The 13,771-nt window shown below is 74.1% G+C and carries 11 protein-coding genes; 6 read left to right on the top strand and 5 right to left on the bottom strand.

The window, feature by feature from the left end; genetic code table 11:
• Positions 1-5: 5 nt before the first annotated feature.
• From OG898_RS05145 to OG898_RS05135, 3 genes are all read right to left on the bottom strand, one after another.
• Positions 6-749, bottom strand: coding sequence for a response regulator transcription factor (locus OG898_RS05145; protein ID WP_266955244.1), 744 nt, complete (start codon positions 747-749; stop codon positions 6-8).
• Between the two features lie 258 nt (positions 750-1,007).
• Complete coding sequence (locus OG898_RS05140; protein WP_266955242.1) at positions 1,008-2,951, bottom strand: glycoside hydrolase family 3 protein; 1,944 nt, start codon at positions 2,949-2,951, stop codon at positions 1,008-1,010.
• A complete protein-coding gene (locus tag OG898_RS05135) occupies positions 2,948-4,246 on the bottom strand; it encodes an MFS transporter (RefSeq protein WP_266955240.1) in 1,299 nt (432 codons plus the stop codon). The genes OG898_RS05140 and OG898_RS05135 overlap by 4 nt, the downstream gene beginning before the upstream one ends.
• 148 nt (positions 4,247-4,394) lie before the next feature.
• Between OG898_RS05135 and OG898_RS05130 the strand changes: the two genes are divergently transcribed.
• Positions 4,395-5,066 carry a TetR/AcrR family transcriptional regulator gene (locus OG898_RS05130; RefSeq protein WP_266955238.1) on the top strand — a complete coding sequence of 224 codons (672 nt, stop codon included), beginning with the start codon at positions 4,395-4,397 and terminating at the stop codon, positions 5,064-5,066.
• A 31-nt stretch (positions 5,067-5,097) separates the two neighbouring features.
• Here the strand turns inward: OG898_RS05130 and OG898_RS05125 are convergent, their stop codons facing one another.
• Positions 5,098-5,739, bottom strand: a complete 642-nt coding sequence (locus tag OG898_RS05125; RefSeq protein ID WP_266955236.1) for a hypothetical protein — start codon at positions 5,737-5,739, stop codon at positions 5,098-5,100.
• Positions 5,740-6,032: 293 nt separating this feature from the next.
• Here OG898_RS05125 and OG898_RS05120 point away from each other — a divergent pair, with 293 nt between their 5' ends.
• From OG898_RS05120 to OG898_RS05100, 5 genes are all read left to right on the top strand, one after another.
• Positions 6,033-7,250 (top strand): hypothetical protein, encoded by a 1,218-nt coding sequence (locus OG898_RS05120; protein WP_266955234.1) that lies wholly within the window; start codon positions 6,033-6,035, stop codon positions 7,248-7,250.
• Positions 7,251-7,536: 286 nt separating this feature from the next.
• Complete coding sequence (locus tag OG898_RS05115; RefSeq protein WP_266955232.1) at positions 7,537-8,400, top strand: sulfurtransferase; 864 nt, start codon at positions 7,537-7,539, stop codon at positions 8,398-8,400.
• A gap of 73 nt (positions 8,401-8,473) precedes the next feature.
• A complete protein-coding gene (locus tag OG898_RS05110) occupies positions 8,474-9,259 on the top strand; it encodes a DUF4097 family beta strand repeat-containing protein (protein ID WP_250750396.1) in 786 nt (261 codons plus the stop codon).
• 355 nt (positions 9,260-9,614) lie between these two features.
• The gene (gene lon / locus OG898_RS05105) at positions 9,615-12,011 is read left to right on the top strand and encodes an endopeptidase La (protein ID WP_266955229.1); all 2,397 of its coding nucleotides are present in this window, start codon (positions 9,615-9,617) and stop codon (positions 12,009-12,011) included.
• Between the two features lie 140 nt (positions 12,012-12,151).
• Positions 12,152-12,592: a MarR family winged helix-turn-helix transcriptional regulator gene (locus OG898_RS05100; protein WP_243336175.1), complete on the top strand. Its 441-nt coding sequence runs from the start codon at positions 12,152-12,154 to the stop codon at positions 12,590-12,592.
• A gap of 73 nt (positions 12,593-12,665) precedes the next feature.
• On the opposite strand, the gene OG898_RS05095 is transcribed toward OG898_RS05100, so the two are convergent.
• The gene (locus tag OG898_RS05095; protein ID WP_266955227.1) at positions 12,666-13,439 is read right to left on the bottom strand and encodes a protein phosphatase 2C domain-containing protein; all 774 of its coding nucleotides are present in this window, start codon (positions 13,437-13,439) and stop codon (positions 12,666-12,668) included.
• Positions 13,440-13,771: the final 332 nt, after the last annotated feature.

Here is a 13,771-nt window from a genome sequence, read left to right as displayed (position 1 = left end):
GCCGCTCACGCCTGCGCCGGGGTCTCCAGGGCGTACCCGACGCCGTGGACCGTACGGATCCGCTCGGCGCCGATCTTCCGGCGCAGCGCCTTGATGTGGCTGTCGACCGTACGGGTCCCGGACGCGTCGGCCCAGTCCCACACCTCGGCGAGCAGCTGCTCCCGCGAGAGCACCGCCCGCGGGGTCCCGGCCAGACACACCAGCAGGTCGAACTCCGTCGGCGTCAGGTGCACGTCCTCGGTGTGCACGCGGACCCGGCGCTGCGCGTGGTCGATCTCCAGATCGCCGAGGCGCAGGGTGGCCCCGCGCGGGGCGTGCGCGGCCAGCGTGGCCCGCTCCACCCGCCGCAGCAGTACGTGGACCCGCGCGGCCAGCTCGCGCATGGAGAAGGGTTTCGTCATGTAGTCGTCGGCGCCGACTCCCAGGCCGACGAGCATGTCGGTCTCGTCGTCCCGGGCGGTGAGCATCAGCACCGGGACGGGCCGCTGGGCCTGGACCCGGCGGCAGACCTCCAGGCCGTCGAAGCCCGGCAGCATGACGTCCAGGACCAGCAGCTCCGGCAGCCAGCTCTCGGCCGCGGCGACGGCCGCCGGCCCGTCCGCGGCCGTCTGCACCTGGAACCCCTCGGCGCGCAGGCGCGCCGCGATGGCCTCCGCGATGGTGTGGTCGTCCTCGACGACGAGTACCCGGCGCTGCGCGCCGGGGGTGGCCGCGGCGCCGTTGTGGGTGGTGGTGTGCGTCTGTTCCATGTCCCGCCCCTGAAGATCCCGCGTGGTAGGGGTGCAGCGTAGAGGAGCGGCTGAGCTCCGGCTATGACGGGTTCGCTGCGCGGGTTCGTTGCCGGGGCCTCTGCCCCTGGACCTGCGCTTCAAACGCGGTCGGGGCTGGAAGATCCAGCCCCGCCGGCGTTTGAGGCGCGGGGTCCGGGGCGGAGCACCGGGGTCTTCACGGGTCCGGGCTGAGCCCGGGGAACGGGGGAAGGGCGGGTAGGGGACCGCCCCGCAGGGCTACAGGGTGAGGCCGTGGCCGTGCGGGAAGACCGGGTCGGCGGTGTCGTTCGGGACGTCCGGGCGGGAGGCCGCCACCGCCTCCATGGAGCGCGGGAGCTCGAAGGGCAGCCGCCCCCCGGCGGCCGCCCTGCCGAAGGCCACGTCCAGGAGCGCGGCGTCCGAAGCCCCGTAGTCCGCGATCAGCGCGGCCGCCCGCTCCGCGATCTCGGGGATCACCGCGGCCCGCTCCAGGTTGATGCAGACCAGGGTCGGGACGGCGTCCAGGAGGGACAGGATCTCGGTGAGCTCCGGCTCGGGGAAGGCCAGCGAACCCGAGTGGAAGAAGGACTCGAAGACGTTCGTGCGGGGCTCGTGCGGGGTGCGCAGCCGCAGCACCGCCAGATCCGCCTCGGCCGGGTCGGACACGAGTTCGCCGTACGCCGCCGCGACGTCCGCGTCCACGTCCTTGACGTACAGCTTCGGCCGGCCGGAGACCGGCAGGGTCTTCCCGGTGTTGGTGAGCACCGTCAGGGAGCGCCGCTGGGCCGCGGCGCCGGCCGCCGCGAAGTCGGCGCGGCCGACGGTCTCGGCCGCCGCGTCCGGGTCCACGTACGGGTTCTCGAAGAGGCCGAGGACGAACTTCTCGCGCAGCAGCCGGCGTACGGACGCGTCGATCCGGGCCTCGGGGACCCGGCCCGAGCGGACCAGCTCCACGACGACCTCGGGGCACTGCTCGCCGCCGAACTGGTCCGAACCCGCCTCCAGCGCCAGGGCCGCCCGCTCGGCGACGCTCAGGTGCTCCACGCCCCAGGCGCGGGCCGGGTGCGGCTCGCCGAAGATCACCGAGTCCGTGATCAGGCCCCAGTCGGTGCACACGATGCCCTGGAAGCCGAGCTGCTCGCGGAGCAGGCCGGTGACGACGCCCTTGTTGAAGCCGAAGCCGACCTCTTCCCAGTCGGTGCCGATGGGCTGGCCGTAGTACGGCATCATCTGCGAGCAGCCGGCCGCGATGGCCGCCTTGAACGGCTCCAGGTGGTGCTCGCGCATCCCGCCCGGGTAGATCTGCTCCTTGCCGTGCGCGAAGTGCGGGTCCTCGCCGTCCTTCTGCGGGCCGCCGCCGGGGAAGTGCTTGACCATCGCGGAGACCGAGGCCGCGCCGAGCGTCTCGCCCTGCAGGCCGCGTACGTACGCCTGGACGAGCTCGCCCGTCAGCTTCGCGTCCGAGCCGAAGGTGCCCGACTGGCGGGCCCACCGCGGCTCCGTGGCCAGGTCGATCTGCGGGTGCAGGGCGACGCGGAAGCCGACGGAGAGGTACTCGCGCCGCATGATGTCCGCGAACTCGAAGACCAGCTCCGGATCGCCTATCGCGGCCAGACCGATGGCCTCGGGCCAGGCCGAGAAGGCGCCGGCGTTGAAGGAGGCGCCGACGTTGTCGGTGAAGGAGTGCCGGGGGTCGGTCGACAGGGTCACCGGGATGCCGAGGCGGGTTCCGGCGGCCATCTCCTGGACGGCGTTCTGCCAGGTCGCCATCTCACGGGCGCCGTAGCTGCCGAGGAGGTTGAAGTGGGTGAGGTGGCGGCCCTCGATCAGCTCGGGGGTGGTGAACGGGAGGATCGAGCCGTCGGTCTCGGTGACCGGGGTGCCGTCCGCGTTCATCATCAGCATCGAGTGGAAGAGCTGGCCGGCCTTCTCCTCCAGGGTCATGCGGGAGAGCAGGTCCTCGACGCGCCGGTCCACGGGGAGGGAGGCGTCGCGGTAGGGGAGGGCGGGGGTGGTTGGGGGCGTCGGGGTGGCGTTCATGGCGGGGCTCCTGGGGAGGTCGGTCGCGCGGGAGGTCGCGGGGGCGGGTGCGGGAGCGTGCGTCGGGGCGGGTGTGGGGCCGGACGGCCGGTCGGGGGTGGGGCCGGGGGCGCCGGGGCCGGGTGCGTGGGCGGTGGCGGGCACGGTCGGGCGGGCCGTCACTTGACCGAGCGGATCAGCTGGACGAGGGCGGCGCCGACGGCCGCCGCGATGCCGCCGACGAGGAAGAGGGCGCCGTAGTTGCCCCCTCCGCCGATGGCGAGGACGAACGGCGCGAGCATCGGGACGAGGGACTGCGGGAGGGCGTTGGCGATGTTGAGGACGCCCATGTCCTTCGCGGCGGTCTCCGGATCCGGCAGGACGGCGGCGGCGAGCGCCACGTCGACCGCGAGGTAGAGGCCCTCGCCGAAGCCGAAGACGGCCACGGCGAAGAGGAACATCCCGAAGGTGCCCGCGGTGGCGATCAGCAGCAGGCCGATGCCGATGACGAAGGCGGACGCGAGCACGAAGGGCTTGCGGCGGCCGGTGGCGTCGGACAGCCAGCCGCCGGCGAGGGAGCCGGCCACGACGCCGCCGACGGTGACGAGGGTGGTGGTGAACATCTTCGAGGCGACCTCGCCCTCGGCGACCCCGAGGCGGTCCATCAGGAAGTACACCTGGTAGCTGGTCACGCAGGCGATGCCGATGAAGACCAGGAAGCGGCTCGCGAAGTTCCACGCGTAGTCGGGGTTCTTGCGCGGGTTCACCCAGAAGCTGTGCAGGAACTCCCGCAGGCCGTACGGGGCCACGGACTCGGTGCGGGCCGGCCGGTCGGGCATCACGGCGGCCAGCACGCACACCCCGAGGACGCCGACGACGGCCGGGACGATGAAGGCCAGCGCCATGTCGTCCGTGAACAGCTGCGCGAGGAAGCTGCCGGCCACCATCGAGACGGACAGCATCATGCCGACCATGCCGGAGACGCGGCCGCGCTGGTGGTCCGGGATCAGGTCCGGGATGCAGGCGGTGACCATGCAGAGGGCGGCGTTGCAGCCGAGCTGCGCGACGGCCCAGCCGACGAGCAGCGTGGTGACGCTGGAGCCGAGGCCGACGACGGTCAGGCCGACGGCGGCGACCGCCATGCCGCCCACGAGCCAGGGGCGGCGGCGGCCGAACCGGCTGGTCGTGCGGTCGGAGAGGGCGCCGAAGAGCGGGTTGCCGACGAGGGCGAGGAGCGCTCCGACCGAGAGCACCTTGCCGAGGGCGGCGCCGCGCCCGGCCTCCGGGACGATCTGGGCCACGCGCAGGGCCAGGGTCACCACGATCGGGGTGAAGACCGCGATGCAGACGCCGAGCTGGGCGGCGACCAGGCCGAAGATCAGCTTGGCGGGGGCGTCGGCGGATCCGTCGGCCGGGGTGGCCGGATCGGGTCGGTCGGTGGCGGCGAGTGCACTTCCGGGGTCCTGCGTGAGCGGCATGAGGGCTCCAACGTCTCCGCGTCGGCCTCGTCGCCGACCGGGCGGTTTCACCGTAGGCGCGAAAACCGTGTACCCACTAGGTTTTCGCGGAGTGAGCTGGATCACTCCCTCGGAGTGGCCGGAAACAGTCCGGTTTAGGGTGGTCCGCATGGCACAGGACAAGGGCCGAACGGCCCCCAAGGCGGCCCCCAAGGCGGCGGCAGCCCGGGGCGGGTACGCGGTGGGCGACGCCCGTCGCCAGAAGATCCTCGACACCGCCGTCGAACACTTCGCGCAGTGGGGTTTCCACGCCTCCTCGCTCGCCCGGATCGCCAACGACTGCGGGATCACCCAGGGCGGCCTGCTCCATCACTTCCGCGGCAAGGAGGACCTGCTGCTGTCCGTGCTGGCGCAGAGCGAGCAGCACGACGTCGAACGGCTCTTCAGCGGGCCCGCGGAAGAGGTCCCCTCGGTCGCCGCGCACTTCGCCGCCGTGGTCGCCCTCGCCGAGGAGAACGCCCGCCGGCCCGGGCTCGTACGGATGTACAACACGCTGGTCGGCGAGTCCGGGAACCCGGGCCACCCCGCGCACGCCTACTTCCGGCAGCGCTACGACCGGGTCCTCGGCTACACCGTCGACCTGCTCCGGGCGGGCGTCGCGCGCGGCGAGATGCGGCCGGACGCGGACTGCGAGGCCGTCGGCCGCGAGATCATCGCGGTGATGGACGGGTTCCAGATCCAGTGGGTGCTGGATCCGCAGGGCGTGGACATGGCGGTCCTGCTCCGCGCGTACCTGGACCGGAGGCTGCGGGAGATCACGGTGGCGGGCACGGGGCTGTGACGGGGCGGCCGGCGGCGGTGCCGCGCTTCCTTCAGCGCGGCTCGAAGGACGGCAGGGCGCCCAGGACCCCCTCCAGGGGCCGCGGCAGCGCGGTCTGGGCGGCGGCGACCTCGTAGCCCCCGTACCGGAAGGCGTACGTGAACGCGTCGAAGACCGGCTCCTTGGGCATCGAGATCCGGGGCAGGCGGGGGAAGTCCGCCTCCTGGAGCGCGGTGCGCAGCTTCGCGAGGGCGGCCGGCGAGAGCTTGCCGCGGTCGACGGTCTCGGCCTTCGCGTTGAGCCGGAGGAACGATCCGTCACCCTTGATGATCAAGGTGCTGGTCTTTCCGCTGATGCCGCCGCTACGGGTGACCGCGACGAGCGTCTCGTCGGCGCCGGGCGGCGAGGCGCTGGGTGCGGGGGCGGAGGTGCTCGGCGCGGGCTGCGGGGCGGGAGCGGTCGTACCGGTGCCCGGGTCCGGGCTCTGGCCGGCGCTCTGACCGGGGGACGGAGTACCCGAGGCGTCCGTTGCCGTCCCGGACGGGGTGCTCGTGGCGGTGCCGGTGCTCGCGCCCGTGCTCGCGTTCGGCTTCGGTGGGGCCCCGTCCTTCGACCCGTCGGAGGAACACCCGCCCAGGGCCGCCGCCACGGCCAGCGTCACCGCCGCCGTTGCCGTCGCTGTCGCCCAGCCCACTCGCCCACCACGTGCTCGCACGCCCCACCCCCGCAGGTATCCGGCTCGAACCCCGAGTATGGAGTCAGCACCACCCGCACGGATAGCACTCGGAGGCCGACATCCGCCGCTTCGCCCTCTGGCGCTGGCTGCCGCCGCTCACCGCCTTCGCACTCGGCCTCTGGGGCCTCTCGCGGGGCGGCTCCCTGTGGCGCGACGAGTCCGTCACGTGGCAGGTCGCCCACCGGCCGCTCGGGGAGCTCTGGGAACTGCTGGGTCAGGTCGACGCCGTCCACGGCCTCTACTACCTCCTGATGCACGCGGTCTTCGCGGCGACGGGCACCACCGCCTCCGACCCCGGCCTCTGGTCCCTGCGCCTCCCCTCGGTCGCCGCCACCGCCCTCGCCGCCTCCGGCGTGGCCGCGGTGGCCCACCACCTGACGGGCCCGCTACGCGGCGGGGGGACCGGGCAGGGCGGGCGCTGCGGTCCTGCCGGGCGGGTCGCGGTGGTGGCCGGGGTCGGGTATGCGCTGCTGCCGCCCGTGCAGATGTACGCCCAGGAGGGGCGCTCGTACGCGCTCGTCGCCGCGGCCGTCGTCTGGGCCACGTACCTGATGCTGCGCGAGCGCTGGGTCGCCTACGCCGTGGTGCTGGTGCTCGGGTGCTGGCTGCACGAGTTCGCCGTACTGGCGCTGCCCGCGCACGCGTTCGCCGCCTGGCGCTCGCGCCGCTGGCGGCTCGCCGCCGGGGCCGTGCCGGCCGCGCTGCTGCCGCTCGCGCTGGTCAGCGCACGGCAGGCGCAGCAGCAACTGGGCTGGCTCGGGCGGCCGAGCTGGCAGGACTGGGCGGCGTACGGGGTCCTCGCGGCCGCCTCGCTGCTCCTGGCCCGGGGGGCCGCGCGGGAACTCGTACGGGTCGCCCTGCCGCTGGCGTTGCTGCCGCCCGGACTGCTGCTCGCGGTCTCGCTGGTGCACCCCTGGTACGTGGACCGGTACGTCCTCTACGCGCTCGCCGGCTTCGCCCTCCTCGTGGGGGCACGGCTCGCCACGGCGCGGGGGTGGTGGGTGTGGCCGCTGGTCGGGGTCCTGCTCGTCCCCGTCGGGCTCTGGTCCGCGTGGCTGCGTACCCCCGAGAGCCGCAAGGACGACGCGCGGGCCGTGGCGGCGGCCGTCCGTGAACTCGCGCGGCCGGGCGACGCGGTGCTGTTCCTCCCCTCGCGGCGGCGCGAATGGCTGCTGTCCTCGCCCGAGGCCTACGGATCCCTGCGCGACCTCGCCCTGTCCCGCACCCCGGCGGCTTCGCGGAGCCTCCAGGGTGTGGAGCGGACTCCGGAAGAGATCCGGGCGGCCCTGCTGGACCCGGCGGTCGACCGGGTGGTCGCGCTGCTGGACCCGGTGGGGCAGCCGCTGGACGGCTATCCGGCGGAGGCGGTGAAACGCCAGACGCTGGTCTCCCACTTCGACCTGTGCTCCGTGACGGACGTGCGCGGCGCCCGCGTGGCCCTGTTCGCCCGCCCGGGCGACTGCCCGTAGCTCCCGGCGGAGCCGCGGAGCCGCGGAGCCGCGGAGCCGCGGGGCCGCCGGGCCGCCGGGCCGCCGGGAGCTACGGGCCGGCCCGGACCCGAAAGATCCGGGGCTCCGCGGCTGCGCCCGCGTGGCACGGGTCCGACCGGGCGGGTTCCGCCCAGGGCCGGGAGCGCCGGGGGGGCAACGAGCGCCCGAGGCGGGTGCGTTCGCAGGCGGTCGGAGTGCAGGAGGGAGGATGGGCCGTGGGGCGCCCACCGTGCCGGGGCCCGTTGGATTCTGTCGGAGGTGCCTTATGGATGCAGACGCAACTCGCCCCCACTCCCTCGTGCCGCCCGGTCCGCTCGTCGGTGGGGACTGGCTCGCGGAGCGGCTCGGTGCGGCCGGACTCGTCGTCTTCGACGCCTCCGTCGGGGCGCACCGCGACACGGATCGGCGGATCGAGGGAGCCCGTCCCTTCGACCTCGACGGCGCACTGTCCGACCACACCGCCGCCGCCCCGCACACCATGCCCGGCCCCGCAGCCTTCGCCGAGGCGATGCGCGCCCTGGGCGTGGACGACGGCAGCACGGTCGTCGTGTACGACGGCGCCGGCATCTACTCCAGCGCCCGCGCCTGGTGGATGCTGCGCAGCATGGGCTTCGACCGGGTCGCCGTCCTCGACGGCGGGCTGCCCGCGTGGGTCGCCGCAGGGCGTCCGGTGCAGGAGCGCCGGCCGGGCTACGAGGGCCCGCGCGGCTCCTTCACGGCCCGGCCCCGCGCGGGGCTGCTGGTGGACGCCGGGACCGTCTCGGCAGCCTTGGCCGATCCGGCCGCCGCCGTGCTCGACGCCCGGACCCGCGAACGCTTCGCCGGGACCGCCCCCGAACCCCGTCCGGGTCTGCGTGGGGGCCACATGCCGGGTGCCGTCAGCCTCCCCTTCGGTGAACTGCAGCGCCCCGACGGCCTCATGCGCCCCGCCACGGAGCTCCGCGCGGCCTTCGGGGCGGCGGTGGGGGAGCGGGAGCGGCTGTACTTCAGCTGCGGATCCGGGGTCACCGCCTGCGTGCTCGCCCTCGGCGCCGACCTCGCCGGGTACGAGGACCTCGCCGTGTACGACGGCTCCTGGAGCGAGTGGGGCGTGCCGTCCCCGGACCGGCCGGTCGTGCAGGGGCCCTAGGGGGATAACCCCACCCCGGATCCGGGCACGTGCACCATGCCGCCGCGGCCGCCGTGCGAGCACGATCGACACCATGACCACGACGACGCGCACACGCGGCACCAAGGCCACCGTCACCGCCACCTTCACCGCCACGGCACTCGCCGCCGGGCTGCTGCTCACCGGTTGTTCCTTCGGCTCGCTCGTCTCCCGCGGGGGTCCGGAGAAGACGGCGAACGCGGACGCCACGGTGGCCGAGGCCGTCACCGCGGTGGACGTCTCGGACGCCGGCAGCGGGTCCGTCGAGGTGGTCGCGGGATCCGGCCCCGGGGTCACGATCCGCCGTACCGTCCACTACCGCGGCGACACCGTGCCCGAGCCCGCCCAGCAGCTTTCCGGCGGCGTGCTGACCCTCACCAACGGCGACTGCACCGCGCGCTGTTCCGTCGACTACCGGCTGGAGGTCCCGGCCTCCGCCACGGTCAGGGCGGGCAGCAGCAGCGGCCGCGTCACGGTGACGGGGGTGGCCGCCGCCGACGTCACGACCTCCTCCGGCTCGGTCCGGGCGGACCGGATCGCCGGCCCGCTGAAGGTCCGTACCTCCTCCGGCTCGATCGCGGCCGAGGCACTGGCCGGACCGGACGCGGACGCCCGTTCCTCCTCCGGCGACGTCCGCCTTGCCTTCGCCGAGGCGCCGGCCTCGGTGGCCGTGCAGACCAGCTCGGGCGACGCCACGGTGAAGGTCCCCGCGGCCCCGTACGCCCTCGACGTCTCCACCACGTCCGGCGAGCGTGCGATCACCGTCCCCGCGGACCCGTCCGCGGCCTCCCGCCTCGCCGTATGGACCTCGTCGGGAGACATCGCCGTCTCGTCGGCCTGAGCCGTGAGCGGAACTACCGGCCCAGCAGGCGCCGCACCGGTTGAGCCGGGTGCGCCGTCCGAGCCCGCCCACGACGACCACGCTGTGGCTCGTGATCCCGCGGTACGAGAACTCCTCGACGTGGATGTCCCGGATCTCGCTCCAGGACCACGACCTACGGAAGAGGCCCCACCGGCGGATCCGGATCCCCTCGGCGTCGAGCACGGTGCCGTCCCGGGCCATCGCGAAGGAGCAGAGCACCACCACGGCGGCACCGACGACCCTGTTCGCCCCGGGCGAACGGGCGTTGGGGAACATTGGGGGCCCCGCGTGCATTGAGTCGGCATAGCTCAACTTCACTGCCGGAGGGAACATCATGGCTTCGACGTCCGTAACGCTCACCCTGCCCGTGCTGCCGCTCGACGACGAGGTCGTGCTGCCCGGAATGGTCGTTCCGCTGGACCTGTCCGACGCCGAGGTGAGGGGTGCCGTCGAGGCCGCGCAGGCTGCTGCCGCAGGTGGCAAGCCGAAGGTGCTGCTCGTGCCCCGGGTCGACGGGAAGTACACCGGCACCGGGGTGCTCGGGACCGTGGAGCAGGTGGGGCGACTGTCCGACGGGGATCCCGGTGCGCTGATCCGCGGGCACGGCCGGGTCCGTATCGGGGCCGGGACGACGGGGCCCGGGGCCGCGCTCTGGGTCGAGGGCGAGACGGTGGACGAGGCCGTCCCCGATCCGCTGCCCGGCGCCGTCGCCGAGCTCGTCAAGGAGTACAAGGCGCTCGCCACGAGCTGGCTCAAGAAGCGCGGGGCCTGGCAGGTCGTGGACCGGGTGCAGCAGATCGAGGGGGTCGGGGCCCTCGCGGACAACTCCGGCTACTCCCCGTTCCTGAGCGTCGAGCAGAAGGTGGAGCTGCTGGAGACGGCCGACCCCGTCGCCCGGCTGCGGCTCGCCGTCAAGGCCCTCAGCGACCACCTCGCCGAGCAGGACGTCGCCGAGTCCATCGCCAAGGACGTCCAGGACGGCGTCGACAAGGTCCAGCGCGAGTTCCTGCTGAAGCGGCAGCTCGACGCCGTGCGCAAGGAACTGCGCGAGCTCAGCGGGGAGAAGGAGGGCGAGGAGTCCGACGACTACCGGGCCCGCGTCGAGGCCGCCGACCTGCCCGAGAAGGTACGGGAGGCCGCGCTCAAGGAAGTCGACAAGCTGGAGCGCTCCAGCGACCAGTCCCCGGAAGGGTCCTGGATCCGCACCTGGCTGGACACCGTGCTCGAACTGCCCTGGAACGAGCGGACCGAGGACGAGTACGACATCCGGGGAGCCCGCGCCGTCCTGGACGCCGAGCACGCCGGGCTGAGCGACGTGAAGGACCGGATCACCGAGTACCTGGCGGTGCGCAAGCGCCGCTCCGAGCGCGGGATGGGCGTCGTCGGCGGGCGCAGGGGCGGGGCCGTGCTGGCGCTCGTAGGCCCTCCCGGCGTCGGAAAGACCTCCCTCGGGGAGTCCGTGGCCCACGCCATGGGGCGCAAGTTCGTCCGCGTGGCCCTCGGCGGAGTCCGCGACGAGGCCGAGATCCGCGGGCACCGGCGTACGTACGTGGGCGCGCTGCCCGGCCGGATCGTACGGGCGATCAAGGAAGCCGGGTCCATGAACCCGGTCGTCCTGCTCGACGAGATCGACAAGGTCGGCTCCGACTTCCGCGGGGACCCGGCGGCGGCGCTGCTCGAAGTCCTCGACCCCGCCCAGAACCACACCTTCCGGGACCACTACCTGGAGGTGGAACTGGACCTGAGCGACGTCGTGTTCCTGGCCACCGCCAACGTCCTGGAGGCCATTCCCGAGGCCCTCGCCGACCGCATGGAACTGGTCCGCCTCGACGGCTACACCGAGGACGAGAAGGTCGTCATCGCCCGCGACCACCTGCTGCCCCGGCAGCTGGAGCGCGCCGGCCTGGCCGAGGAGGAAGTGGTCCTGGAGGAGGACGCGCTGCGCAAGCTGGCGGGGGAGTACACCCGCGAGGCGGGCGTGCGCACCCTGGAGCGCTCCCTCGCCCGGCTGCTGCGCAAGGTGGCCTCCCAGCACGAGCTGGGGGAGCGGGAGCTGCCGCTGCGGATCGGAGCCGACGACCTGCGCGCACTCATCGGGCGGCCGCACCACGTACCGGAGTCCGCGCAGGACCCGGCCGAGCGGCGCACCGCGGTACCGGGCGTGGCCACCGGCCTCGCCGTGACCGGGGCGGGCGGCGACGTCCTGTTCGTCGAGGCCTCGCTGGCCGATCCCGAGACGGGCGCGGCCGGGCTCACGCTGACGGGCCAGCTCGGAGACGTGATGAAGGAGTCGGCGCAGATCGCGCTCAGCTTCCTGCGCTCCCACGGTGCCGAGCTGGAGCTCCCGGTCGCCGACCTGAAGGACCGGGGCGTGCACATCCACTTCCCGGCGGGCGCGGTGCCCAAGGACGGTCCGAGCGCGGGCATCACGATGACGACGGCGCTGGCCTCGCTGCTGTCGGGCCGGCAGGTCCGCACGGACGTGGCCATGACCGGCGAGGTCTCGCTGACCGGGCGGGTGCTGCCGATCGGCGGGGTCAAGCAGAAGCTGCTGGCCGCGCACCGGGCCGGGCTGACCACCGTCATCATCCCGAAGCGGAACGAGGCCGACCTGGACGACGTTCCCGCCGAGGTGCTGGCAGGGCTGTCGGTGCACCCGGTGACGGACGTACGGCAGGTCCTGGAGCTGGCCCTGGCCGCGGACGAGGTCGCGGTGGCCGCGGTGGCGTGATCCGGGCGGCCGGGCAGCCGGCCACTGGTCATCCGGTCGGGCCGAGGGCCCGGGGTTCCCCGCTCCGGCGGGGCCCCGGGCCCCCGGCGCACCCGCTGCGAAATACTGGTGGCCCACACACACCAGCGAAGGAGCGGGCCGTGCACGGGACCGAAGACCAGGAGTTCCTTGCCCTGGAGCGGGAGCTGTCCGTCTTCCTCCGACGGGCCCGCGCCTCCTCCGGGGAGATGGCGCGCGAGCTGCACCCCGAGCTGGAACCGGCCGCGTACGGGCTCCTCGTACGGCTGGAAGCCGCCGGGCGGCAGCGGGCGACCGAGCTCGCCGCGTACTTCGGGGTCGGCAAGGCCACCATGAGCCGGCAGCTGCGGGCCCTGGAGGTGCTGGGCCTGCTGGCCCGCGAGCCGGACCCGGCGGACGGGCGGGCCTTCCTGGTCGGGCTCACGGAGGAGGGCCGGGAGCGCTTCCTGCGGGTCCGCGGCGCCCGGCGCGAGCAGTACATGCGCAAGCTCGCGGACTGGGACCGCGGAGAAGTGGCGGAACTGGCGCGGCTCCTGAACCAGTTGAACGCGGGCGGGGAGTAACGCGGGCGGGGAGCGGTACCGGGGACCGGGCGCGGGCCGCCCGCGCCGCACGCGCCTCCGCGCCCCTGTGCCCCTACAGCTCCACGTAAGCCGCCGACGCGTCGTCGTGGCGCTTGTCGCGGCGGTGCGCCCGGCCCGGGTCCGATTCCAGCGCGCGCACCCGCTCGATCAGCGACTGCGCGCCCTCCTTGCACAGCACCGCCAGGCATTCGGCCCAGTCGCCCTCCCCGAACGTGTCCGTCCACCGGCTGGCCCCGTCCGTGAGCGCCGCCAGCGCCCGTACCTCCGCGCGCGGCGTCCGCCCGGTCACCGCCCGGGCCGCCACCTCCGGGTCCGCGGCGGCGGTGAAGAAACCGCCCTCCGCGTTGCGCAGCTCGTCGGCCGAGGCCTCCGTGCGCAGCCGCTCGCGCGGGATCCGGTCCAGCCGGTCGTCGAGGACCGCGCGCACCTCCCCTCCCGGCGCCTGGAGGAGGAGTACGGAATCCGAGAGCACCAGGTGTTCGACGCAGGACGCGTCCCAGCGGACCATGACCACCGTCGCCTGAGGCGTCCGGACGTGAGAAAGGTCACAGGTGTCGCGGTGGGCGTCCGCGGTGACGCGGATGGCCTCCGCCAGGACCTGATCGAGGGACATGTCCCGGCGCGATCCGGACAGTTCGGTCAATCGGCCGCCCAGCCCGGCCGCGAACCACGGCACTCCGTGCGCGCACCCGACCTCGCCCGGAGGCGGGGTGACCCCGTCGAGGGCCACCAGAACTCCGCCGCCCGAGGCGGGGATCGCGGCCGACAGCCAGTCCTCGTTGGGGCGTTCCGGGTTGCCGGGGGCGGAGGAGAGATCGATGCGCATGGGGACATTCTGCCCGCGCGGGGCTCCGTACGGGCGGGAAGGGCCGGGGAAGGTCCGGACCAAAGCGGGGCGGGTGGGGAGGGAAGGGACTCCCGGGGTCCGCGGGGCGGCTCTCGGCGATGTGGGCGGGCATCCTGCCAAAAGCCGCATCGATCTTTCAACCACCCGTCCACGGCGGGGCCCTGACAGCCGATCGCCGAGTTGGTCGCCAACTCCTCCGTGCTGTTCACTCCTTCGTGTGGCCGGGCGGGCGATGTGCGGCCCTCTTCCCAACTCACTGCGAGGGTCTGAGGCGGTACGGCGGCAGGTGCGCGCAAGCGGCGCGTACCGAG

Source organism: Streptomyces sp. NBC_00193, assembly GCF_026342735.1.
GTDB classification, from domain to species: domain Bacteria; phylum Actinomycetota; class Actinomycetes; order Streptomycetales; family Streptomycetaceae; genus Streptomyces; species Streptomyces stoeckheimensis.
This window is presented reverse-complemented; position numbering and strand designations above follow the sequence as displayed.